Source organism: Dysgonomonas sp. 520, from assembly GCF_010501095.1.
Taxonomy (GTDB): Bacteria; Bacteroidota; Bacteroidia; order Bacteroidales; family Dysgonomonadaceae; genus QVMP01.
In genome coordinates this window covers 96072-119834 of record NZ_QVMP01000009.1, presented here as the reverse complement: position 1 = coordinate 119834, position 23763 = coordinate 96072, and the positions used below count along the sequence as shown (strand labels likewise).

Sequence of the window (23763 nt, the reverse complement as noted above, 5' to 3'; positions counted from 1 at the left end):
CACAGATTTTATAAACTTAAATTACACAAACATTATGGCAGACGAAAGAGTTATTTATTCTAATATTAATTATCGAGAGTCTATAAAGCAAATAAAAGATCTTAAAAAAGGAATAGACGATTTAGAAAAAAAGAATATAGAAGATTCTGTAGTGTATAAGAAAGCCTCTACTAAACTTAGTCATCATAAGAAAGATATGGAAGAATTCAAAAAAACTTATGACGGATTTGGTAAAACTATCGAAACAAATCAAAAAAAGATAAATGATCTGAATAAGAATCTGAAAAGCATGAGTAGCAAGGAAAAAGATCGAGCCTTAATTCAAATAGAAGCATACCAGAGCAATATAGAGAAAGCTACAGAGGCTCAGAAAAAATATGCAGCAAAAGTGGGATATAATATGGAAACTCCGAAAAAGGTTTTCGGTGAAAATATCAAAAGTCTAAAAGAATATAGCGCTACATATCAACAAACGCTTAAAGAAGAGACTGAATCCCATAAAAAAGCAAAAGAAGAAAAGCAAATTGCGGAAAAGAAAGAAACTGAAAATAAACAAAAAAATGTTTCCGAGCAGGTTGGTGTTAGCGTAAATGGTATTGAATATATATCGAAAGCCGAGAAAGAAGCTAAAGAAAAAAAAGATGCGCAGGAAAAAGGAGAAAAACCAAAAAGGAACTGGACTGAAGAAGCTGACGCAATCAGGACTTTTCATGCCGAACAGCTAAAAGTATTGGAAGAGGCTAAAGAAAAAGAACTAAGTATAGAAAATCTTACATCGAAACAAAAGCAAGATATACAAAAAAGCTATAACAATACTGTTGATGATCTCAACCTGCTTACTGCTACCAAAGCGAAACAATTGATGGAAGATGCCAATGAAAGTCTTGATAAAGACAATAAAATAAAAAAATCTTTCTACGAAGTTGATTTGGAAAATAAGAAAGCGGCACTAAAAGCAGGTTCCATGGCCGCTTTGAAAATAACACTGGAAGAGTTAAGGATAAAAAGAGAGAACGAAATAGCCGAAGCCGAGAAAACAGAGGCTGATGTGGTAGCTATCAATGCAAAATATAATGCACTTATGACTGCTGAAACAGAAAAGAATCTAGCTGCGGAGATCGCTGCAAATGCAAAGGCTTATGAAGAAAAAATAAAACAGGCAGGAACAAATAAAGTATGGGCGGCAGAGTTAAAACTACAACAATTACAGCAAGATAAGGAAATAACTCAATTATATTATGAAGAAGGACTGATTGCAAAAGAAGAATTTGCTCAAAAACTGAATGGAATAGATCAGAGTATAGAAAAATCGGAGGATGATTTACTTAAAGCTCGTTGGACTAGGATTGACGAAATAACAGGGCATTCGCAAAAAGTTTTCTCTGCTCTATCTGATTTAATTGTAAATTCTGAAGATGATGAAAAAAAATCTTTAGAAAAAAAGAAGAAACTAGCTTGGGTACAGGTTGCTTTAGATACAGCTAAGGCTATATCGGCAGCGGTTGTTGCTGCACAGGGTGCCGGTCCTTTTCCTGCCAATGTAATAGCTATTGCTCCTTCAATAGCAGCAGTCATGACATCCATAGCTACAGCAAAAAAAACAATCAAAGAAGCAGATAAAAAAATTGCAGAATTTGCCGAAGGTGGATTAGTCACAGGTCCCGGTTCAGGTACATCCGATAGTATTCCTACATTCCTTAGCAACGGAGAAAGCGTACTCACCGCAAGTGCTACATCCCTGTTTGGTCCTGTGCTTTCTGCTTTTAACCAACTTGGCGGAGGTGTGCCCATTCCATCAGGGAACATAACCGCTCAGGTGATGGGTGAAGAAATGCTTGCAAAATCTTTTGCTAGGGCTTTAGAGCAGATGCCCAATCCCGTGGTTTCTGTAGAGGAAATTAACAATACTAATAAGAGAATACAGGTTTTAGAACAGTATAGGACGCTGTAAATGTTATAACGAGGCTGTTTAGACAGCCTCATTCTCCTTTTCTTATATTATAAATAGGTTTTCCGGTAGAACTAGTTTCACGCCTTATGTATTGACCATCAAAGTTATATAATGGCTTTCCGGTAGAACTAGCTTCACGCCTTATGTATTGACCGTCAAAGTTATATAATGGCTTTCCGGTAGAACTAGTTTCACGCCTTATATATTGACCATCAAAATTATATAATGGCTTTCCATTTATACTTGTTTCATATCTGATATAATAAATATCTTTTTTAATGTCATTTTTCCAACTATCATCAAGTTCTCCACTCTCACAACTAGAAGCCATAGATAGCATGCCAACGAAAACAATAATGCAATAAGAGAAAAGTTTTTTATAAGCAGTAATTTTCATGGTTATATAGTTTTCAGTTTATATATGCTAAGACTAGCAAAATTAACAAAAGTTTAAAAGTGCGTGGAATTATCAATCGGATTTACTGAAAAACTTATTCACTTACTCTTTGAAATATCGTATTTTTTACTTATATTAGAAAGAACACAAACTTCTTTTCCTAATATAATTAAACTATGCACATTACAACACAAACCAAGTACAAAGACTTCCTCTCGATGCTCGATACTTTCAACACGGGAGACGAAGAAATGCAAGCCATTCTCGACAGTGTCAAAGACCTGCCTCTGAAAGATGAGTTCAATCTCGATTTTAACGAGCTGCTATTCGGGCAACTTTGCCAATTGCAAAGCATGCAAACAGTGGGCGATTTGTTCATTCGCTCGTTTTGGATCCTCCTGAAAATAGAAGAAGAAAACCTCATGAAAGAAAAAGCCGCCGATTGCCTGCGCTTCGTGTGGCATGTGAAAGAAGGACTTGAAAGAATCACCAAACTATTCGAAGCCATTCGTCACAAACCGACTCCCGAGGAGATTCAGGCCGGAATTGGGAAAATGGATCACGGGTTTTTCGGTACGGCCGATTGGTATGCCCGACGTATGGGAATCACCGATCACGAAGAAGTGTTTCAAACCAATTGGATGCGTATCTATCAGGCTATGAAGATAGACCACGACAACAACCAGTTTCAAGAAAACTACAGGAAACTGATGGAACGAAAAGCTAAACACAAATAACTTACTTCTAAAAATTTCAACACTACATGGTAGAAACAAAAATCAGGCAGATTGTCGATAGCATCGGCGGTTTGCACTACGAATTTAATGACTGGACCCGAGCAAATTCGAATATCGAGTTTGCCGATTTACCGGTGTGCGTCAATGTGTTACCCGTAGCGGGCGACCTCAGCAACAAAAACGGAAATCTTCGCGATTATCCCAAATGCCTCATTGCTTTCATGGATAAAGCCGACCTCGATTTTGAAGGTTCGGAAAACGAAGTGACAGTGAATCGGATGAAAGGCTATGCCAAGAAATTTATTCTCGAAGTTAATCGTTCGGGACTGTTTCAGCCTGTGGTTGAAGATGTTCCGTATTCCGTTGTGTACGATTTTCTGGATGCCAACCTTACAGGCATCGTTATCGAGGTGCAGTTGAAAGAATCGGTCGGCGATTGCGCCCAAATCCTCTGAAAGACATGAAGATAGCAAAAGGACGAAAGTCCCTTTCCGAAACCATCGACGAGTGGATAACCGAACGTGGCGCAGCTCTCCGCAAAGCTCCCTACATGCGCAAGGAATTGGAAGACCAACAGCCGAAACTATCGCCCGAAGATCGGGGCGCAAAAAGCCTCCGGGGAAAAATGGCTCGCAGCATTGCCGAAGCAGGGTTCAGCCTGAACAAACCCCGTGACATGGACGATTTGACCGAAGATGAAAAAGAGGAAATATATAAAAAAGAAGAAGAAAAAATTATACAATATTTAAAGTAAACTCAAGATGAAATCAAAAGAAATAATAGTTAGCGGCGTAGTTTTGGCTACGATTATATATCCCGAACTGGGCTTTGCTTTCAACCCCTTGCCCATAATAGTAGAGACTCCTCACAAAAGGCAGATGTTATTGAATATCACAAAAAAAGAAGGTGATACTTTGAATACTGTAACACTGAATAGAAATACAATAAAAAATAAGGACGGGAAAAACAGGGTCACATTCGACATTTCGGGGATTGTACGCTCAATGTTCGACCGGAACGAGTTCGTCAATTCGGTAGGAGGAGTAGACAATGAATTGATAAAAAATATAGATATGACTGTAATGATTTGGCAAGGACCTAGCACGTATATTGATGTCCCTGTCATTTGGGGAGCATTGCAAATTGGCGAAACATACACCCAAAGCAAGCGCCTGACGATGTTTAAAGGATATCCGTTTTCGGTTCCTCTATATCTGCCCAATGGAACTTATTCGATGGTAATAGATGGTGAAAAAGACGACTATTTTGAAGGAGGAAAATATAACACTTACATTCATCCATATATTGCAGAATCGCATTCAAAAAAGTCTGTAATAACTATTCTTGGTAAACCCGAAGCCGGACAGGAAGCCAGTCTTTTCGACTATACGTTCGACTACACATTCCGCAAAGAGGCGGTAAATGACATTAACATTATCATTGATGTGGAAGATTGTCAGCAAGATGGCTTCTATCTGCGGTGGATAAACCGTTATGGCGAGTGGAACTATTACCTCTTTCACAAAAAAGGCGAATCGACACAAACTTCCGATAGCAGTGTTGTTTTTGACCAGTATTTCACCTCAGTAAGCCTTGATGACAACAACGGATATCACCCCGGAACAGGAAAACCCATAGGCAAGGAAGTGAAAAAGAGCATTCAGCTTTATGCTTCGTTGGTTGATGCCAACACATTCGATTTCCTCTCGCAGATGGTGCAATCGCCTGTTGTCGATTTGCTTGTGGATTATAACAGGAGCACAGACCGATCGAAATGGGTAGGTGTGAAAACTCAAGCAGGAACTTTCGGCAAGAGCAACCAGCATCTGCAAGATTTCGAGTTCACCCTCGTTATGCCCGACGTATTTACACAAAAACTTTAGAAATGAAAAGTAAAAAATTAAAAGTAAATAACGTAAATGTGGCGCAAGCAACTTGCGCCTCGTAACTTGTAACTAAATTATGAGAGAAGTATACATAAACAACAAAAGAGTGGATGTGGAAGAATCGAGCGAAATCGGTTACATTTTCACATCTCCCATATTCCGAGATTTAACTAAAATTTTTGGTAATAGGACAACCACTTACAAATTGCCCAAAACAGCTCGCAACCTTGCCATTATCGGCAACACCGATATGCCGGATGTCAGAGGCAAGTTTCCTTATCAGAAACATGAAATATTGGAATATCGAGACGGATTTCCGTTTATCAAAGGAGAATGTTCTCTGTTGGGGGTTAACGAAAATAACATTGAGCTTCAGGTTCTTTGGGGCAACCCGATTAATCTGCAAAAACTTAAAGACATAAATCTTCGTGACCTGAACAAAGAGCATTGCGTAGATTGGAATTCCGATTCAACTTTTCTGAAAAGTTCCGATACCGAGCAGGCTGGATTTATACGTGTCGATTTGGGGAGAGGGTTTAATGGCATCACAAAGTATAGACATAACCCCATGAAGTACGTATACCCCAGCGTGACAATACAATACATATTAGATCTTATAGTAAACAGCACCAATGTATCTTTCGATATACCCGACCGGTTCTATTCGGTGTTTACTAAAACTTGGATTCCCCTACTCGATTACAATGCCATTGAAAGCCAAAGTGAAGGAGCTGAAGCAACTTTCTACTTACGGTCTGCCAATAAAAAAGAAGTAGCAGCTACTCCTTTTCCCAACAAAAACGGTTCGGGAAACTTTAAGGACAGAATGATGACGCAGAGCCTTTTCCGTATAGGATATTCAGGACGCTATACTCTGGCATTGAAAGGACCTGTGACATTGAAAGATGTTCCCGATGGAAAAAGGCTTGCCATCACCCACCAACTCAGTACCGATGAAGATATCCGCTATTATGGAATTCCATATAGTGCCGATACTAACAAAGCCACCGTAAACATCGACGAGGTATTTGAGTTTGATAGGACCAAAGATGTTGATATTGATTATGCTACCGCCTCTTGGATGGAAATGTATATTGTGAACGACGACGACAGTGTGTATCGCCATCTGAATTTCGCTACTTCGTTGAACGACGAGGAAGAGATAATTAACGCAAGCACTTCAAGACCGGACGAAGTTTTGATAAAGGGTGATTATAGGATAAACCTAGCAAAGACCTGGTTTGGCATGAATGGAAAATACTACATCACGCCCAACCTACCCGACATGAAAGTTACCGATTTTCTGAAAGCTGTGATGAATATGTATGGTCTGTTTGCGTATTATGATATGTACAAAGACAATGAAATTCAGTTTCTGGCAATAGACGATATGTATCTTGAAAAAGATAAAGCAGAAGACTGGACGCACAGAATTTTGGATAGCGGGTCGGGACGCATCACCACTTCGTACACATACAGCGACTATGCTCAGGAAAATACATTCAAGTATAAGAATGACAAAGACGTGGTTACCGATGCCGACGGAATACTCCCCCTCGAAAACAACGCGATACCCGAAGGCCCTAAAGAAATAGTGGCGCTACCCTTCTCGGCAACAGACAATATATCGGAGCCTATTGATATAAACCAGATGTGGAAAGGGAAAAACGAGTATGCCAAGATTAAGCTTTTCGAAATAGATAAAGAAAACGACAAAACAAGCGTAAACTCGGTGACTACAAGGGTATTGAGAGAGAAAGAATTTATAGGAGAAGAAGATATTAGTTACAAGTCTGGTATTTTTAATGAATTTCTTCATTTTGGAACTCCCGATGGCTTACTCAATAAATATTATGAGTTTTACCAAAAAGTTCTAAAAAACCCTATTGTGATAAAATGTTCCGTAAAATTTGACAGTGTAGACTTATATAATTTTAAAGAAAGATATCCTGTTATTATTGATGGTAACTACTATATGCCCATAAACGTAACAATAGACACAAAAGGTGCGGCAAACTGCGAACTTATATTAATGCCATAAAAATAATCCCACATAAGTGGGATTTATTTTTATTTCACCCGTATATATTTTACCGGAGTATCTCCATTATAAATCCACAAAGAATCTTCTTTCAGATAGTATTTACTTTTCCAATCGCCTCTCTCCGGGTAATAAATATATTCATCAGTAAGCTTATAGACCCCATAATCATAAGAAGATATCTGAACAAGGATATATTTTTCGATTGTTTTTCTGGAAGCATTATTGTTTTCAAAGGTATATACAACAGAGTCTGTAGCTTGTATCCAGTACCACTCCCCTTCTATCAGTTTGTTGTCAATGTAGGTAGGTTGTGGTTCAGGTTCTGGCTTTTCATCATCATCGCCACAAGCAACAAACAGGGTGGCGAGCAACAACAGGGTCAGTATTTTTTTCATTGTTTCGGTGTTTTGTTTTCTTTTTGTCATGCTGAGCAGCACGAAGCATCTGTTTTTTTTAGATCCTTCGTTACTTTCAGAAACAACGTTCGAGGAGCGAAGGCTACTCAATGACAAATATACATAATTTTTGACAAATCTTTGTATTTTGACGATAAAGAAGGCTTATTAAAAAACTGCCGTTCTATCGGGTTTGCAACCCGATAGGCATTAACGCAAGCACTTCAAAGCCCGACAATATTATTCTCTGAATTACAAAACCAAACTATAACAACTTCGGAGTTACAAACTCCGAAAAACGTAAATAGCCTTGCCGTTCTATCGGGTTTGCAACCCGATAGGCATTAACAGCAGAATTTCAAATTCTGATTTTATATAACAATGACATCTATCAAACCTTTGTTGCCGCTATAGTCTATCGCAGAACTGTATCTATAATCGTCTGCGCGATTAACAAACTCTGCCACAACGGGATTTTGATGAATATAATCTAATTTTTGGCGTAAATAGTCGACCGTATAGATTTCTTGTACATCATTGCCATTTTGCCAAAAATGATATTTCTTCGTTTTCTTGTCATTCAATGCAGCGTATTTAAAACGATTGAGCATCCATTCACGCCGAGATTCACTATTATCTACTTCTAATATACTTAGTATTTTCTTACTAGTATATTTCTTAAAATCACGAAGGACATTACTAAGTTCATTATCATCATTTATGCCAACAATCATGTGCAGATGATTACTCATAAGTACCCAAGCATATATTTCAAGCCCTTTGTTTTGTTGACAATACTGCAACGATTCTATTATAACATGCTTGTAACATGGACGAATGAAGATATCAACCCAATCTACAACAGTCATGGTTATAAAATAAAGATCTTTAGTTGTTCGATACTGAATATTTATCATTTTACTAAGATAGCTATAAGTTTTATCAAATTACAAACCACACATTAGCATCCTCTGGGTTACAAACCCAAACTATAATAACTTCGGAGTTACAAACTCCGAAAAACGTAAATAGCCTTGCCGTTCTATCGGGTTTGCAACCCGATAGGCATTAACAGAAGCGCTTCAAAGCCTAACAATATTATTCTTTTATCAAAAGTTAAAGTACTATAGACGACATTTCGTAAGAAAGGTTTATTTCGGGAGAGCATCTTTATTCGTCAATTCTGCTTTTCAAGTCCATGCTTTCATGTAAAATTCTCACAATCTCAACTTCTTCATGAGTTATTATTTTGTAGAATATTATGTGTTTATAGGTTCTGAATCCGTAGATATTTTCTGATATTTCCTCATAATTTTTTCCGCATCTCGGCTTTTCAGCTATCGTCTGACAAGAACTTATCAGCATTTCATAATACAGATCCGCTTGTTTTTCCGACCATGTGTCAAAGGTATAATTCCAGATGGATGATAAATCTTCAACCGACTTGTTCGTAAAATGATATTTAGCCATTACGTCTTTTAGCTTTCAATAGCGCCAGATGTTCTTTCGAATCAAAATCTGTTGCTATTCCACTATCTAATCCTTCCTGAAGTGCATTTTTCAGAACAGATGCACGATTCTCTTCTTCTTCCAAAAGCCTTAACCCTGCACGGATAACTTCACTTGCATTTTTATATCGACCTTGAGAAATTTTATTTTCCACAAAATTTTCAAAATAATTTCCGAGCGATACAGAGGTGTTCTTTCTCATAACTTTTCAATGTTTTCTCAAAGTTACCAAAAATTGGTAATTCTGACAATATTATTCTTTTATCAAAAGTTAAAGTACTATAAACTAGCGTGATTTTCTTCCTCCAGATTGGCAGACGGAAGAAAAATAACCCAAAACCACAATACCAGAATGAGGTGGTCGATCAATATATAAACATTGTTTTGCGTAAAGTGAAAAGCTATGCCCAAACCAATGAAAAGAACCACGCCTATCCATATCTTCCAGAGATGCAACGCCGCATCCTTCGCCCTGTCTAACAGGTAATAAACATTCATGGAGATGAATACCAATATTGCCACGACGAAAGCTCGAAGAATCATCATCGACAGGCTGCCGCTCACTTTATAAATCAAGACCATCGTTAAAACAACTGCAACCATAGCTATTGCCAATGTCATCCGCTTGAAAAGAAACACCTCCGATGTCATCCGATAGAAAGAAAAATCTTCGTCTTCGTTGTAGTCATCCATTTCGTTTTTCAGCTTTTGAGACAGAAGCACAATCGCGCCAATAGCCAATCCGAACATAATGACATACCCCCACATAGAGAAAAGGTCACGGAACAAGGATAGCGACGGGTCGCGAGCAACCAGTTTCGACCAATTCAGGAGAATCATCTGATTTAATACCTTCAACATGTAAAATGCCATGTATATAACAGCCCCTATTATTCCGCCAATCAAGACCGGCATACGCAGTGCCCGCCCACGCTTAATGGTCAGAACAAATGTTGAGTAGAAAATCACAGCCAAATATAAATGTTGCAGAGGAAACTCATTCAGAAGATTGCTTGTCTCGCCCTCGTTTATGAAATTATTGAACAAACTACTGATACATATCTGATTAAACGCCAAATTATATGCAGCAACGCACAAGAACACGATGCTCAGCCCGGCCAAATACCCTCTGTTGCTGATAGTTCCACGATAATCCAGCAACGATCTCAAAATCCGGTTATTGATATAAAAATTAGTTTTAATCCCTCCTGTCTCATCACCATCCGGCTGGGCAATGATCACAACCGTCAAAACGATGGCACAGTATTCCATCAAGCTAAGAAACGACGAAAATTCGGGTAGATACGCTATACGTCCACTCTCCAAATCTAAAGTCCATAGCAACATATATACTATTTCCAGAGCGATTAAAACACCAAAGATTCCGAAAACAAGTCGTTTATTCAAAGAGGTCGATTTTATTCGTTTTATCAGTAAAAAGGCAAAACCAAAAACAAACACCGCATACTTGATAGTCACAACAGAAACAGGGATTGTTACTCTGAACAAAGCTATTATATCGAACAAAATAAATATACCGAAATACACAACCACCAACCAGAAAAAATATTTGAAGAAAGACTCAATATCCAAACTTTTGGGGATGGGAAATAAATCAGCCGTTTTTGTATCTTTTGCATCGTCTCTCAACAAGAAATAAACCACTGCTATCCCCGGAAGCAGACACAACCATATCCATGTGTCGAAACTAAAAAACACAAAGAAAGATCCTGCTGGTACGATATACGTAGCTAATGCCCAGTATGCCATGTATGTCAATATGCCCGCAATCCAGCCTATCCAACCGGGCAGTTCCAACGCCTTGCATCTTTTAACAGAGAGAGTTATGGAAGCAACAAAAACTATCACAATCAGTATATCTCTGAGGGGAATAAGGTAAAGTATGGCCGAATAGGAACGATAATCGTCTGTCAGATTTTTCAAAATACCTGAAAATCCTTTTCCGAAAGAATAGCCGTTAAATTGCCTTAACACATCAAATATTGAGTACTGAAAACTAAAAAATGTACTCAGAAGGACAAAAAATAGAAGGAATATAAGTCCACCCCGATAGGTACGCTTGTCTATCTTTATTGTAGGGTCGAATAATACCCTGAACAGTTGATTATTAAACATCGTTTTGTAATTTTTTGTGCTGCAAACATAGTAAAAAAATTATGTGGCTAAAAACAAATGGATAAGATTCTTTGTTAAATGAACAAACGAAATCAAGTGAATCAATAGTTTGAAAAAAGGCTTTTCCGGTAGGAAAGCTAAACTTTGAACAATATAAATATATTTAAAAGAATTTTATCTATGACACGAAACTTTAAAGAGGCGATAGAGCATCGCCGCTCTTATTATTCATTGAGCAATACATCACCAATTAGTGATTCTCAAATAAAGGAAGTTGTTGATACGGCTGTTAAGAATGTACCTTCTGCTTTCAACTCGCAAAGCACACGTACGGTATTGCTGTTGGGCGACCACCATAAGAAATTATGGAATATAGTTAAAGAAACTTTACGCAAAAAGTTGTCGGCAGATAATTTCAAGTCGACAGAGTCAAAAATAGACAACTGTTTTGCATCCGGCTATGGAACAGTTCTCTTTTTTGAAGATAACACTGTTGTAGAAGAGTTGCAGAATGCTTTTCCTACCTACAGTGACAAATTTCCGGTATGGTCGCAGCACACATCGGCTATGCATCAATTTGCTATCTGGACAATGCTTGAAGATGCCGGACTTGGTGCTTCCCTCCAGCATTACAATCCGCTGATTGATGAAGAAGTTATCCACACATGGGCACTGAATCCGAAATGGAAACTAGTGGCTCAAATGCCTTTCGGGACACCTCTCGAAGAACCCGGAGCTAAAGAGTTCAATCCCTTAGTCGGCAGATCGCTGATATTCGAATAATATATAAAACGCTTCCTTCTTGAAAGAGGGAAGCGTTTTCAGTTTTCACTGTTTCTTCATTTTTAATCTATACTTACAGACAGCTTGTCTATCTGCACTCCGGCACGATATTTTACCCCTAACTCGTTATTTTCATCCAAAGCGATACATACATTAAAATCGTCAACAGCCTCTTCCATCTTATCGAATTTCACATATAACAGGCCTCTGTTGTAGTATGCCTCATAATATTCCCGGTCCAAATCTATGGCAGTGGAATAATTGTCTAAAGCATCCTTGTATGCGCCTATTTCTTCATACACATTTGCCTTGTAGAAGTACGCTTCGGGCAATGTAGGGTCATTCAACACAGCTTCGTTCAGGTCGCTCATTGCTTCCGCCTGATTGCCTTGTTTGTAGTAAATTATACCTTTCAGGCTGTATGCCGATGCATATTTGTCGTCTATTCGCAAAGCCCTGTCCACATCCCGCAATGCCCTGTCATAATCGGAAAATTCGATAAAGCACAACGCTCGGCTTATCAAGGCTTCTTTCATCAATTTTTTATCCGAGGCATTGTTTATGAAATAATCAAGGTCTTCCATTGCTTTTCCAAACAATTTTTGCTCCATGAATATGCTGCCTCTCAGATAATATGCTCCATAGTTGGAATTATCCATCTTCATAACCGTCGAAAAATCTTCGATGGCCTTTTCCAGATCGTTCATACGGGCATAAGCAATTCCTCTGTTATAATAGGCATCCAACCTGCTGCTTTGCTGGCTTATCACATAGCTCAATTCATCTACGGCTTTGTCGCATTGCCCCATTTTTGTGAACAAGAGAGCTCTTGAATAATAATAATCCTGATTTTTCGGATCTATTTCAATCGCCGTATCATAATCCGACAATGCCGCATCGTCCTTGCCCATTGCCGACTGTATCATCGCCCTGTAATAGTACGCCTCATCATCTTTTCTGTCTCTGAACAAGATTTCATTGATATCTTTCAATGCTTCGGCATATTGCCCTTGAAAATAATAGGTAAGCGATTTCTTTTTCGATGCCTCCACGTTATTTGGGTCGAGGAATAGCGTTCTCGAAAACTCAGGCAAGGCTTTTTCGTATTCCTCCCTTTCAAAATAGGCCACACCTTTGCCAAAACAAGCCTCCCCGGTAACAGGGTTGAGGCTCAGTGCCGAGTCGAAATCCATTATAGCCTTATCCTGATCGCCCATCTTAAGATAAAGGTTGCCTCTGTTCACAAAACTTTTTACATTATCGTTCCTTATGTCAATTGCCCTATTATAGTCGTCCATAGCTTTCCTATTGTTGCCTATGGCCACATACGTAAGTCCTCTGTAATTGAGCGTATTGACATGATTCGAATAATCTTTCAACACATTAGTGAAACATTCTATGGCCTTATCATATTCACCCAGATTGTAATATGCCTTGCCCATGTTCTGGAAACTCTTACCTAGTATAGACTTTTTCTTGTCATTAGGTCCTGTTGATGCCATATTATTCACCTCATCAACCAATTCGCCTAATATCTGAATCTTATCTTCGTCCGCAATCTTTATCAGAGCCAAATCCAATCTTCTGCTCACATCTGCCAGCCATTCAGCTTCGTTTTGTTTGTCTATTGGGGTTTCTCGCACTTCAGCCGATTGTTCGGGCATCGCGTCCGCTTTTTTCAACTGAGGTTGAGAGGTTTCCTCCTCATCAGCTTCATCCACCTCCGGCACACTCTGCTCGTTTTCGTCTACTATATATTCGTGAGTTGTAGTTCTTTGTCGTTCAGATGATTTCTGCTCAACATTCTTCGATAAAAAAATCCCACGAACTTCTATCAATACAAGGAAGAATAGTGTTACTGCCAAAAGCGTCAATATGACAGCTATTTTCAACAAAGTATCATAGAAAAGCAATGTTTCCTTTTTGGTCAGATCCGAATATTCGGAAATATTTCCGATCAAAGCCAACTTCAACTTCGTATCAGCATCCACAGATTGCTTGCCTGAGTCTGTTTCCGGAACATCAATACTATTTTTAAGTAAAAGTGACGTATCTTCCAATGTCCTCTCACGCATAGTCGATTGCTCTATTATCTGCCTGATATTCATATATGATTTCACTCCCACCACCAATGTTACCGAGACGAGAATGATTGCAAACCAACGCATAAAAGTAAGTTTCATGTCTTTCTACAATTTATTATTTATAAAAGATTTGCTTTGTTTGTGTACCTCTTTCGCTTTATTAACCAGAGTAATAAACAAATGCAAAAATAATCAAAATGTTATTAATCCGACGCCATCAATGTATAAAAATTACCAACAGGGATAAAAATATACGAATCAGTAGATGATGCAATATTTTCTCAATATAACTTTAGAGGCTATCTCTACAATTCCAATTCTCTTCAACACTACTTACAAACCGGGACTCTGTTTTTAATTACTTTTGATTAACTTCGCAACCGTAAAACAAAACATTATAGAACAGTGGTTTCGGTAGAAGGATTAACAGTAGAATTTGGAGGCAGGGCTTTGTTTGATGATATCTCTTATGTTGTCAACAAGAAAGACCGTATAGCGTTGGTCGGTAAAAATGGAGCAGGAAAGACTACTATGCTCAAGATTTTGGCAGGTATTCAGCAACCTACTTCGGGCAACGTTTCATACCCTAAAGATCTGACAATTGGCTATTTGCCTCAACAAATGAAGCTAACAGACGGAAACACCGTTCTGGAAGAAGCATCATTGGCTTTCGACCATATTCAGCAATTGGAAGCAGACCTGGAACACGTTAATCAGCAATTGGCAGAACGCACCGATTACGAATCGGAAGAATACCACAATCTTATAGAACGCTCGGCACATTTGAATGAGCAATTCATGATGTCGGGTGGTGGAAATTTTCTGGCAGAAGTAGAAAAAACATTATTGGGTCTGGGTTTTAAGCGTTCCGATTTCGACAGGCCTACAAACGAATTTAGCGGCGGTTGGCGTATGCGTATCGAACTGGTTAAACTGTTGCTTCGTCGCCCTGACGTATTGTTGCTGGACGAACCCACCAATCACCTCGATATAGAATCGATACAATGGCTCGAAAATTTTCTGGCAACTCGTGCCAATGCCGTTATCCTCGTTTCGCACGACCGAGCCTTTCTTGATGCTGTTACAACACGCACCATTGAAATACTTTTAGGGCAGATTCATGACTATAAGGTAAACTATTCGAAGTACGTGGAGCTAAGAAAGGAGCGTCGCGAGCAACAATTGCGTGCCTACGAAAATCAGCAGAAGCAAATACAAGACACAGAGGATTTTATAGAACGATTCCGATATAAAGCAACGAAAGCCGTTCAGGTGCAATCGCGTATCAAGCAGCTCGAAAAAATAGAACGGATAGAAGTGGATGAAGAAGACAACTCGGCCCTTCGATTGAAGTTTCCTCCTGCGCCACGGTCGGGTTCTTACCCTGTGATAGCAGAAGACCTGAGCAAAAGCTATGGAGATCACCTTATTTTCAAAGATGTAACTTTTACTATCGAAAGAGGAGACAAGGTTGCCTTTGTTGGTAAAAACGGTGAAGGAAAGTCCACTCTGGTTAAGTGCATTATGGGTGAAACCGATTTTTCGGGAAAACTGGAATTAGGACACAATGTAAAAATCGGCTATTTCGCTCAAAATCAGGCATCGTTGCTCGATGATAACAAGACGGTTTTTGAAACCATTGATTATGTGGCTGTTGGTGATATACGCACAAAAATCAGAGATATTCTAGGAGCATTCATGTTTGGAGGCGAAGCATCGGACAAGAAAGTGAAAGTGCTTTCGGGAGGAGAGCGAAGCCGTCTGGCTATGATCCGTTTGTTGTTGGAGCCTGTCAATCTGTTGATTCTTGACGAACCCACCAATCACCTCGATATGAAATCGAAAGACGTATTGAAAGAGGCTATCAAGGAGTTTGACGGAACAGTTATTGTTGTTTCCCACGATCGTGAATTTCTGGACGGATTGGTTGATAAGGTATACGAGTTTGGCAATCAACAGGTGAAAGAGCATCTGGGTGGCATCTACGATTTTCTGCAAAAGAAAAAAATGGACACCCTGAAAGAATTAGAAGTCCAATCACCTAAGGCAAAGAATGTTTCCGAAGCAAAAACTCAAGAATCGACCAAGTCGGAAAATAAAATTTCGTATGTCGAAAGGAAAGAATTAAGTAAACTGATCAAAAAGCTGGAGAAACAGATTGAAGATGCGGAGCAAAAGATTGAGAAAATGGAACAGGAAAAATCCGAAATGGAGGAACTGCTTGCCTCGCCCGACGGAATTTCCGACATCAGTCTTTTCGACAGGCATGGAAAACTACTCAAATCAATTGATAATGAAATGAGTGCCTGGGAACTTCTTACCTTAGAACTGGAAGAATTAAAAGAGAAATTGTAAGAACAAAAATGTTAGTATAGAAGAAAAACACACCCTTCAATTAATTAAAAATATGTATTTAAATTATAAAATATATCAAAATAAGAATATATTTCAAAAATATAAATACCTTTATGCACACAATAGTGGTTTTATATTCATACTAACACACCATGAAAAAATACTTTATTCTTATTTTTATAAGTTTACTCTCTTTTGCACCTATTTCTGCACAGCAAATACAAGAAAGAGAACTTAGATCGACGTGGGTTGCCACGGTGTCAAGAATCGATTGGCCTGCTGTGAAATTAGGGGCAACAGGGCACACCACTCAAACCAAGTCTCAAAAAGACGACATCACTTTTCTGTTAGATTCACTCTTGTCAGTAAATATTAATACTGTCTTCTTTCAGATAAGGTCGCATTGCGATGCCATGTATAAATCGTCTTACGAACCTTGGTCGGAAGACTTGGTTGCAACCAGAGGGATGGAACCCGGCTACGACCCTCTACAATTTATTATTGATGAGGGGCACAAAAGAGGACTTGAAATACATGCCTGGATAAACCCCTACCGCTTTGAAACATGGCCTGACCAATGGCTTGGAAAACCGGGCGTTTACAGGGAAACTCATCCCGATTGGCTATTGCATTATCCTAAAAATGCGACTAGCGGAAAGAAACCTGTTATTTTGAATCCGGGTATACCGGCAGTCAGGAAACATGTCACAAATATTGTGGCTGAGGTTGTGAACAACTACGATATTGACGGGGTGGTTTTTGATGATTACTTTTATCCGTATGAAGGAACTCCCGACAATCTGGATTCGGAAACTCAAAAATTGTATAAACCTAATAGTATGAGCATCGGAGACTGGAGACGCTCAAATGTAGATGAACTGGTGAAAAGTGTTTACGATACCATCCAAAAAGTAAAACCTTATGTAACATTTGGTATTTCTCCTTTCGGAATATGGACCATAAATTCTAGCGTAGCGCAGAAAGAAGGCATTACTTTGCCCAGTAATATTACAGGAATGGACGCATACAGCCAAATCTATTGCAATCCTGTTTCATGGATGAAGGCAGGAACTGTCGATTACATATCGCCTCAGCTCTATTGGCCCACTACATCTACCGGTCAGAGCTATAACAGGCTGTGTCCGTGGTGGTCTGACCTGGCGGCTCGTTACAATACTCATTTTTACGCAAGCCATTCGCTCACGGCAATCGACAAGTCAAAATCGGCTCTCAGTACGGGTGACATCCTGATGGTGAGTGGAGAAATTATTCCTCGAAGTTTTATCTATACAGAACAATCGAGCGATCGGAAAGAAAAACAAATGTCGCTAAAAGCAACAGACTTGGCTCCAAATGAATATGGCTTGCAAATAGCGAAAAACAGATCATCCATAAAATATGGTGCGCCGGGAAGTGTTTTCTTTTCCACAAAACATTTCTATTACAGAAAACATTACAGTACGGATTATTATAACAAATCGTGGATGCAATACCTTCGGAATAATGAATTCAAATACAAGGCACTACGTCCTGCCATAGACTGGAAGAAACATAAAGAATACTCAGGAGTAGAAGGTTTGGAACTGAACGGATCGAAACTTACATGGACTGCCCCCGATCCGGGTTTGCGGTATACAGTTTACATCGTTCCGAAAACCAGCACAGATTTCGAAACCAACAAGGTAAAGTATCTGCAAGGCGTTACTTATGTGAATGAATACACTATTCCCAATGACAAGTTGACGGACGATTATAATTACGCTGTGGCAGTATTCGACAGATACGGCAATGAGTTTGACATAACTTTCAGAAAACTGCAAAGTTCAATCGGAAATGAATCTGCACCGAATATAAATGCTACAATTTGCAAGGATGGAGATAAAAACATTCTTAGGTTATCGTTCAATTCGGAAGAAAATACCTCGATTTCCCTCCATTCGGTTTCCGGTACAAAAATCGCAGATATTACGTCCGGAATGATAGTGGGGACAAAGGACTACCTGCTTCCTGACAACTTGGCAAATGGTGTATACATCATCACCATCAAAACCAAAAGCATGACAAAAAGCCTAAAATTCATAAATTAGGTTAGGTTGATTATTAATAGAGGATGAAAACCCTATGGACGCCGACTTGTCGGCTCTATGGGGTTTTTAATTTATCATAAGAATATCATCAGCATTAACTGAGCCGATATAATTCTGACGAACATCGAAACAGGATAGACAGTAGCGTAAGTCACTGCAGGCTCATCCCCATCCACAGTTGAGTTAGCATAATTGAGAGCCATCGGGTTGGCCATACTTCCACAAAGCATTCCCGCAGTATTGGCATAGTTCAGTTTGAAAACCTTTATGGCTACAACTCCTACAATCAACACAGGTATAATGGTGATGCAAAAGCCAATCGCCAACCACAACAAGCCATCGCCATGCAATACCGTTTCGAAGAAATAGGTTCCGGCATCCAAACCCAAACAGGCAAGATAAATAACAATACCCAATTGCCTCAGCATCAGATTTGCGCTTTGAGTGGTGTAGGTGGCAAATCCAAATCTCGGGCCAAATGCCCCCATCAATATGCCCACAATAATGGGACCGCCGGCAATGCCCAATCGCACAGGAATGGTTACTCCCGGAAAAGGAAAAGGTATAACACCCAATATCAACCCCAAGGCAATGCCCGTGAAAATGGCAATTAAATTCGGATTTTTCAGGCGTTTGATCTCATCACCTAATATTCTCGCAACATTATCTATCGACACCTTTTCACCAACAACAGTCAGCCTGTCACCTATTTGCAAGGATAAATCGGACGAAGGCAACAAATCAATCCCTACACGATTCACCCGCGTAATATTTATCCCATAAAGATTACGAAGTTTCAGATTTCCAAGTTTTACGCCGTTGACTTTACTTCTCGTTACAATAATCCGTCGTGAAACAAGATGACTGTTATCAATATGATTCCAGTCTATATCTTCCTTGTTCCAATCTACATTTTCCTGCTCTCCAAACAAAACCTTTATATGCTCCACATCCGATTTTATTGAAATAACCATCACATGATCGTTCAAAGCCAATACATTGTCGGAAGTAGGTATCGTTACTTTACCATCGCTCCAGATACGTGAAATGACGAATTTTTTTGGTGACAATCTCATTATTTCTTTGATGGTTTTTCCTGCAATGGCTGGATTTGTCACCATAAATTCGCCCACATAAGGAGCCTTGTTCCTTTTTTCCGGTTCGGGAAGAGTATCGGGAGGAAAGCATTTTCTCATCAAGGCGATAGCCAGAATAACGCCGAACACACCCAAAGGATAAGCAACCGCACAAGCCAATGCCATATCGGAAAGCGTTTTACTATCGTTCGGAACCAACTGATGGTAGGTTTGTTGTGCAGCACCCAATGCGGGCGTGTTTGTAACGGCTCCGGACATAACTCCAACTATATCCGGCAAAGAAACACGGGTGGTGAAATGGAAAATAATGGCAAGCGCCAACCCTAGCACTACAACAGATAAGGAAATCAGATTGAGTTGAAGTCCGGCTTTTTTCATCGACGAAAAAAATCCCGGTCCTACTTGCAACCCCAGTGAATAGACAAACAAAATCAGTCCAAAATTCTGGGCAAAAAACAGCATATCTCCATTGGTAGCCAATCGGAAATGGCCGACAATAATCCCCGTAAAAAAAACGAAAGCAATACCTAACGAGATGTTGAGTATTTTAATCTTCCCGAGTTGGAGCCCGATTGCCGAAATGACGGAAATCAGTATAACCGTCTGAATCATAGACGGCGTTTGAATCAATTCATACAACCAGTTCATACAACACTGAATATTCGGAGACAAAGGTATTACTTAAATCGGATATTAGCAACGATAGTAATGTATGAAATTTTGCCTTCCGAAATAAAATATAATCCTTTTTTTGTCGTTACAATTATTGTTGGTTTAAATTAAGCAAACCGCAAAGATATAGAGAACGTAAAGTTTTTCGATTTGTCACTGAGTCGCCTTTGCTTCTCGAACATTGTTTCTGAACGGAGTGAAGGATCTGTTTTTTTAGATGCTTCGCGTTGCTCAGCATGACAAACATTTCGGGCAGAGCAGAGCCCTGCCCCTACAAACCACCCGAAAAACGACTAATTTAAACCAACGTTTTCGATTACTGAATCGCATGATTAATGAAATAACAATCAAAAAAAATATAGAAATGAAAAAAATTATTCTTTGCCTCTGTATCGTATCTTTAGCCTTTGCTTCGTGCAAATCATCAAAAGATTGCGGATGCCCTTATCCAGTTTCAGGCAGTGTGGAGAAAAGCATGGAATATCCAGACACTGAAAATCAGGCAAAAGGACAAGAGTTTATAGGATAACCATTACTATTACCGATAATATTAGCAGGGCACATACAAGGCTCTGCTATTTTTTTGTTTATTTTTGTACGAACCGAAAAGAAAACAAACAGGATGACAAACAATTATATAAGAAAACACAGGCTAAAAGACACTTCGTTCGCCAGCTTGATGAATAAACGAATTTTCAACGTTCTACTCATAGCTACCAAATACGACATTTTCATTTTGGAAGATGACGGCAGGGTCAACGAACAGATTTTCAATGAATACGTATCGCTAAACCTCAGTTATCCACCTCGGTTCACGGAGGTATTGAACGAAGAACAAGCTCTGTACGAACTGCAAAACAACCATTACGAACTGATTATCTATATGCCAAATATGGATGACGATTCGTTTTCCATAGTCAATACGCTAAAAGGACAGCACCCCGATATTCCGGTAGTTATCCTGACCCCATTTTCCAGAGAAGTTGTAAAACGTATGTCCAACAAGGAAATGATGAATGTAGACTACATTTTCACATGGTTGGGAAATGCAGAGTTATTAGTGGCTATCATCAAGCTGATAGAGGATGCCATGAACGCCGAACACGACACGCAAGAAGTTGGTGTTCAGATTATTCTATTGATAGAAGATTCGGTGCGTTTCTATTCATCGGCACTGCCGACACTCTATCATATAATATTGGAAGAATCGAAAAATTTTGCCAAAGAAGCCTTAAACCAACATGAGGAAAAACTCCGCATGAGGGGACGCCCAAAAATCATGCTTGCCAGAAGTTACGAAGAAGCCGAAGCCATTTATAATACTTATAGTGATTATATTTTGGGGGTTATCACAGACATGTCTTATATCCGTGGCGGGACGAAAGAGCAGTTGGCAGGATATGAATTTACCAAATGGGTAAAATCGCAAGACAAATATTTGCCGGTTGTTATAACTTCTTCCGAAAATACGAATAAACAATATGCAGACGAATTGAAATGTAGTTTTGTGGATAAAAATCAGAAAACCTTTCCTTTCGATCTGAAAAGGCAAATAAAATTGAACTTCGGATTTGGCGATTTTGTTATTATCGACCCCGACACAAAGGAAGAAATAACAAGAATTCGCAACCTGAAAGATATGCAGGTGAGTATAAAGACCATCCCCCAAAAGTCGCTGAAATACCACATGTCTCACAATCATTTTTCGAGGTTTTTCTATTCGCGGGCAATGTTTCCTGTTGCTGAAGTGCTGAAAAATATACACTTGCATGAATCTACTGATCTGGAAGACGCACGCCAAACTATATATGAGGCTATTTTGGAATACAGGCGGATGAAAAATACGGGAACCGTAGCCGTTTTTCAGAAAGACCGTTTCGATGAGTTTTCCTATTTTGCACGTATCGGCAATGGTTCGCTCGGAGGAAAAGGGCGTGGTTTGGCATTTATGGGGCATTTGGCAAAAATATATGCCGACACACTCGACTTCGAATATGCTCCGGTCACAATCCCGAAGACAGTAGTAGTCTGCACCGATATCTTTGACGAGTTCATGGAAATGAACGACTTGTACAAGATAGGCATGTCGGACAGACCTAACGAAGAGATCTTGTCTTATTTTTTACATTCCAGTTTGCCCGAACATTTGGCCGAAGATTTCATTGCATTTCTCGAAATTGTAAAGAACCCTATTGCCATCCGATCGTCCAGCATGCTCGAAGACTCACATTTACAACCATTTGCAGGGGTTTACAGCACCTATATGATTCCTTATGTAAACGACAAATACGAAATGCTTCGGATGCTGAGCGAGGGAATCAAGGCTGTGTATGCATCTGTTTTCTATTCGGAAAGTAAAGCCTATATGACTGCTACTCAGAATATGATAGATGAGGAAAAAATGGCGGTTGTGTTGCAGGAAGTTGTAGGTCAAAGATATGGAGATCATTTCTATCCCACAGTTTCGGGAGTTGCACGGTCAATAAATTTTTACCCGATTGGCAATCAAAAACCGGAAGAAGGTGTCGTAAATCTAGCCTTGGGATTGGGTAAATATATTGTAGACGGAGGGATGTCTCTCACATACTCGCCCTATCATCCCGACAATATACTGCAATTGAGCACGCTCGATCTGGCTTTGAGAGATACACAAAGGCGTTTTTATGCGTTGGACATGAAAAATATACCGTCCAATTTTTCTGTAAATGACAGTTTCAATTTGTTGAGATTGGGACTGAAAGATGCGGAGAAAGACGGCTCTATCCGGTACATTTCCTCAACCTTCGACCCTTACGACAACATCATCAACGACGGATATTATGAGGGAGGACGGAAAGTAATAACTTTCAACGGGTTACTTCAACACAAATTATTCCCATTGTCACGCGTACTTCGTGATATTTTGAGTATCGGTCAGCAGGAAATGGGTCGTGCCGTAGAAATCGAGTTTGCGGTGAATCTTCCCGAACCCGACAAAGGCATGTTCTATTTGTTGCAAATCCGCCCGATAGTGAAAAGTGCTGACACAGCCAAAGTGGACTTGAGCAAGATTGACCCGAAAGATACAGTTCTGTTAGCCACGGACGCTCTTGGGCATGGGGTCACGGAAGATATATATGACATTGTTTATGTGAAGACAGAAAATTTTGATCCGAGCAACAACAATAAAGTTGCCGAAGAATTGGAGAAGATAAACAGCAGTCTGGTAAAAGAAGACCGCAACTATGTATTGGTTGCTCCCGGACGATGGGGCAGTAGCGACCCTTGGCTGGGTGTTCCTGTGAAATGGGCATATATCAGTAATGCGAAGTTGTTGGTAGAGTTAGGATTGGAGAATTATCGTATAGAACCTAGTCAGGGCACACATTTTTTTCAGAATTTGACGGCATTTGGTGTAGGATATTTTACTATAAACCCATACCTCGACGGCGGAGGCAGTTTCGATGAAGAATTTCTTAAACAGCAAACCGCAGAAACCGAGACAGAATATCTGCGCCATATTCGCTTCGATAAACCATTGATAATGAAAATAAACGGAGGAAAGAAACTAGGTGTAGTGATGAAACCATAAATTTACTGTCGCATGCTTTGTCATCTGAGCAAAGTGAAATTACAAAGAAATTAAGTACC

At 39.5% G+C, this 23763-nt stretch carries 19 protein-coding genes; 11 read left to right on the top strand and 8 right to left on the bottom strand.

The features are described from left to right. Positions 1-34 precede the first annotated feature (34 nt). Complete coding sequence (locus D0T56_RS07460) at positions 35-1951, top strand: hypothetical protein (RefSeq protein WP_163319520.1); 1917 nt, start codon at positions 35-37, stop codon at positions 1949-1951. A 28-nt stretch (positions 1952-1979) separates the two neighbouring features. Here the strand turns inward: D0T56_RS07460 and D0T56_RS07455 are convergent, their stop codons facing one another. Further along, on the bottom strand, positions 1980-2348 hold the full coding sequence (locus tag D0T56_RS07455; RefSeq protein ID WP_163319519.1) for a hypothetical protein: 369 nt from the start codon (positions 2346-2348) through the stop codon (positions 1980-1982). Between the two features lie 176 nt (positions 2349-2524). On the opposite strand from D0T56_RS07455, the gene D0T56_RS07450 reads away from it, so the two are divergent. From D0T56_RS07450 to D0T56_RS07430, 5 genes are all read left to right on the top strand, one after another. After that, on the top strand, positions 2525-3085 hold the full coding sequence (locus D0T56_RS07450; protein WP_163319518.1) for a hypothetical protein: 561 nt from the start codon (positions 2525-2527) through the stop codon (positions 3083-3085). 26 nt (positions 3086-3111) lie between these two features. After that, a complete protein-coding gene (locus D0T56_RS07445) occupies positions 3112-3540 on the top strand; it encodes a hypothetical protein (protein WP_163319517.1) in 429 nt (142 codons plus the stop codon). Positions 3541-3545: 5 nt separating this feature from the next. Continuing rightward, positions 3546-3839, top strand: coding sequence for a hypothetical protein (locus tag D0T56_RS07440; RefSeq protein ID WP_163319516.1), 294 nt, complete (start codon positions 3546-3548; stop codon positions 3837-3839). A gap of 7 nt (positions 3840-3846) precedes the next feature. Beyond that, entirely contained in the window at positions 3847-4968 is a 1122-nt protein-coding gene (locus D0T56_RS07435; protein ID WP_163319515.1) for a hypothetical protein, read from the top strand. A gap of 79 nt (positions 4969-5047) precedes the next feature. Then, on the top strand, positions 5048-7012 hold the full coding sequence (locus D0T56_RS07430) for a hypothetical protein (RefSeq protein WP_163319514.1): 1965 nt from the start codon (positions 5048-5050) through the stop codon (positions 7010-7012). A gap of 29 nt (positions 7013-7041) precedes the next feature. Here D0T56_RS07430 and D0T56_RS07425 read toward each other — a convergent pair whose 3' ends face one another. The 5 genes from D0T56_RS07425 to D0T56_RS07405 form a co-directional block, all read right to left on the bottom strand. Beyond that, the gene (locus D0T56_RS07425; RefSeq protein ID WP_163319513.1) at positions 7042-7410 is read right to left on the bottom strand and encodes a hypothetical protein; all 369 of its coding nucleotides are present in this window, start codon (positions 7408-7410) and stop codon (positions 7042-7044) included. A 371-nt stretch (positions 7411-7781) separates the two neighbouring features. Further along, positions 7782-8279 carry a transposase gene (locus tag D0T56_RS07420; RefSeq protein ID WP_255491096.1) on the bottom strand — a complete coding sequence of 166 codons (498 nt, stop codon included), beginning with the start codon at positions 8277-8279 and terminating at the stop codon, positions 7782-7784. Positions 8280-8580: 301 nt separating this feature from the next. Further along, positions 8581-8880 (bottom strand): type II toxin-antitoxin system RelE/ParE family toxin, encoded by a 300-nt coding sequence (locus tag D0T56_RS07415; protein ID WP_163319511.1) that lies wholly within the window; start codon positions 8878-8880, stop codon positions 8581-8583. Beyond that, positions 8873-9121, bottom strand: a complete 249-nt coding sequence (locus D0T56_RS07410; RefSeq protein ID WP_163319510.1) for a type II toxin-antitoxin system ParD family antitoxin — start codon at positions 9119-9121, stop codon at positions 8873-8875. Before D0T56_RS07410 ends, D0T56_RS07415 begins: the two co-directional genes overlap by 8 nt. 77 nt (positions 9122-9198) lie before the next feature. Next, positions 9199-11055, bottom strand: coding sequence for a hypothetical protein (locus D0T56_RS07405; protein ID WP_163319509.1), 1857 nt, complete (start codon positions 11053-11055; stop codon positions 9199-9201). 180 nt (positions 11056-11235) lie between these two features. Here D0T56_RS07405 and D0T56_RS07400 point away from each other — a divergent pair, with 180 nt between their 5' ends. After that, positions 11236-11838: a nitroreductase family protein gene (locus D0T56_RS07400; protein ID WP_163319508.1), complete on the top strand. Its 603-nt coding sequence runs from the start codon at positions 11236-11238 to the stop codon at positions 11836-11838. A gap of 62 nt (positions 11839-11900) precedes the next feature. Here the strand turns inward: D0T56_RS07400 and D0T56_RS07395 are convergent, their stop codons facing one another. After that, positions 11901-14021: a tetratricopeptide repeat protein gene (locus D0T56_RS07395; RefSeq protein ID WP_163319507.1), complete on the bottom strand. Its 2121-nt coding sequence runs from the start codon at positions 14019-14021 to the stop codon at positions 11901-11903. A 306-nt stretch (positions 14022-14327) separates the two neighbouring features. Between D0T56_RS07395 and D0T56_RS07390 the strand changes: the two genes are divergently transcribed. Both D0T56_RS07390 and D0T56_RS07385 read left to right on the top strand, forming a co-directional pair. Continuing rightward, positions 14328-16277: an ATP-binding cassette domain-containing protein gene (locus D0T56_RS07390; protein WP_163319506.1), complete on the top strand. Its 1950-nt coding sequence runs from the start codon at positions 14328-14330 to the stop codon at positions 16275-16277. 152 nt (positions 16278-16429) lie between these two features. Beyond that, positions 16430-18364 (top strand): family 10 glycosylhydrolase, encoded by a 1935-nt coding sequence (locus D0T56_RS07385; protein WP_163319505.1) that lies wholly within the window; start codon positions 16430-16432, stop codon positions 18362-18364. Between the two features lie 74 nt (positions 18365-18438). Here D0T56_RS07385 and D0T56_RS07380 read toward each other — a convergent pair whose 3' ends face one another. Further along, the gene (locus D0T56_RS07380) at positions 18439-20109 is read right to left on the bottom strand and encodes a putative transporter (protein ID WP_163319504.1); all 1671 of its coding nucleotides are present in this window, start codon (positions 20107-20109) and stop codon (positions 18439-18441) included. Positions 20110-20497: 388 nt separating this feature from the next. Here D0T56_RS07380 and D0T56_RS07375 point away from each other — a divergent pair, with 388 nt between their 5' ends. Then, positions 20498-20662: a hypothetical protein gene (locus D0T56_RS07375; protein WP_163319503.1), complete on the top strand. Its 165-nt coding sequence runs from the start codon at positions 20498-20500 to the stop codon at positions 20660-20662. Between the two features lie 93 nt (positions 20663-20755). After that, a complete protein-coding gene (locus D0T56_RS07370) occupies positions 20756-23704 on the top strand; it encodes a PEP/pyruvate-binding domain-containing protein (RefSeq protein ID WP_163319502.1) in 2949 nt (982 codons plus the stop codon). Positions 23705-23763 lie beyond the last annotated feature (59 nt).

What these genes read in the sequence shown, in the direction of transcription:
- D0T56_RS07460 (WP_163319520.1), top strand. Translation starts at nt 35, where the DNA reads ATGGCAGACGAAAGAGTTATTTATTCTAATATTAATTATCGAGAGTCT.
- D0T56_RS07455 (WP_163319519.1), bottom strand. Translation starts at nt 2,348, where the DNA reads ATGAAAATTACTGCTTATAAAAAACTTTTCTCTTATTGCATTATTGTT.
- D0T56_RS07450 (WP_163319518.1), top strand. Translation starts at nt 2,525, where the DNA reads ATGCACATTACAACACAAACCAAGTACAAAGACTTCCTCTCGATGCTC.
- D0T56_RS07445 (WP_163319517.1), top strand. Translation starts at nt 3,112, where the DNA reads ATGGTAGAAACAAAAATCAGGCAGATTGTCGATAGCATCGGCGGTTTG.
- D0T56_RS07440 (WP_163319516.1), top strand. Translation starts at nt 3,546, where the DNA reads ATGAAGATAGCAAAAGGACGAAAGTCCCTTTCCGAAACCATCGACGAG.
- D0T56_RS07435 (WP_163319515.1), top strand. Translation starts at nt 3,847, where the DNA reads ATGAAATCAAAAGAAATAATAGTTAGCGGCGTAGTTTTGGCTACGATT.
- D0T56_RS07430 (WP_163319514.1), top strand. Translation starts at nt 5,048, where the DNA reads ATGAGAGAAGTATACATAAACAACAAAAGAGTGGATGTGGAAGAATCG.
- D0T56_RS07425 (WP_163319513.1), bottom strand. Translation starts at nt 7,410, where the DNA reads ATGAAAAAAATACTGACCCTGTTGTTGCTCGCCACCCTGTTTGTTGCT.
- D0T56_RS07420 (WP_255491096.1), bottom strand. Translation starts at nt 8,279, where the DNA reads ATGACTGTTGTAGATTGGGTTGATATCTTCATTCGTCCATGTTACAAG.
- D0T56_RS07415 (WP_163319511.1), bottom strand. Translation starts at nt 8,880, where the DNA reads ATGGCTAAATATCATTTTACGAACAAGTCGGTTGAAGATTTATCATCC.
- D0T56_RS07410 (WP_163319510.1), bottom strand. Translation starts at nt 9,121, where the DNA reads ATGAGAAAGAACACCTCTGTATCGCTCGGAAATTATTTTGAAAATTTT.
- D0T56_RS07405 (WP_163319509.1), bottom strand. Translation starts at nt 11,055, where the DNA reads ATGTTTAATAATCAACTGTTCAGGGTATTATTCGACCCTACAATAAAG.
- D0T56_RS07400 (WP_163319508.1), top strand. Translation starts at nt 11,236, where the DNA reads ATGACACGAAACTTTAAAGAGGCGATAGAGCATCGCCGCTCTTATTAT.
- D0T56_RS07395 (WP_163319507.1), bottom strand. Translation starts at nt 14,021, where the DNA reads ATGAAACTTACTTTTATGCGTTGGTTTGCAATCATTCTCGTCTCGGTA.
- D0T56_RS07385 (WP_163319505.1), top strand. Translation starts at nt 16,430, where the DNA reads ATGAAAAAATACTTTATTCTTATTTTTATAAGTTTACTCTCTTTTGCA.
- D0T56_RS07380 (WP_163319504.1), bottom strand. Translation starts at nt 20,109, where the DNA reads ATGAACTGGTTGTATGAATTGATTCAAACGCCGTCTATGATTCAGACG.
- D0T56_RS07375 (WP_163319503.1), top strand. Translation starts at nt 20,498, where the DNA reads ATGAAAAAAATTATTCTTTGCCTCTGTATCGTATCTTTAGCCTTTGCT.
- D0T56_RS07370 (WP_163319502.1), top strand. Translation starts at nt 20,756, where the DNA reads ATGACAAACAATTATATAAGAAAACACAGGCTAAAAGACACTTCGTTC.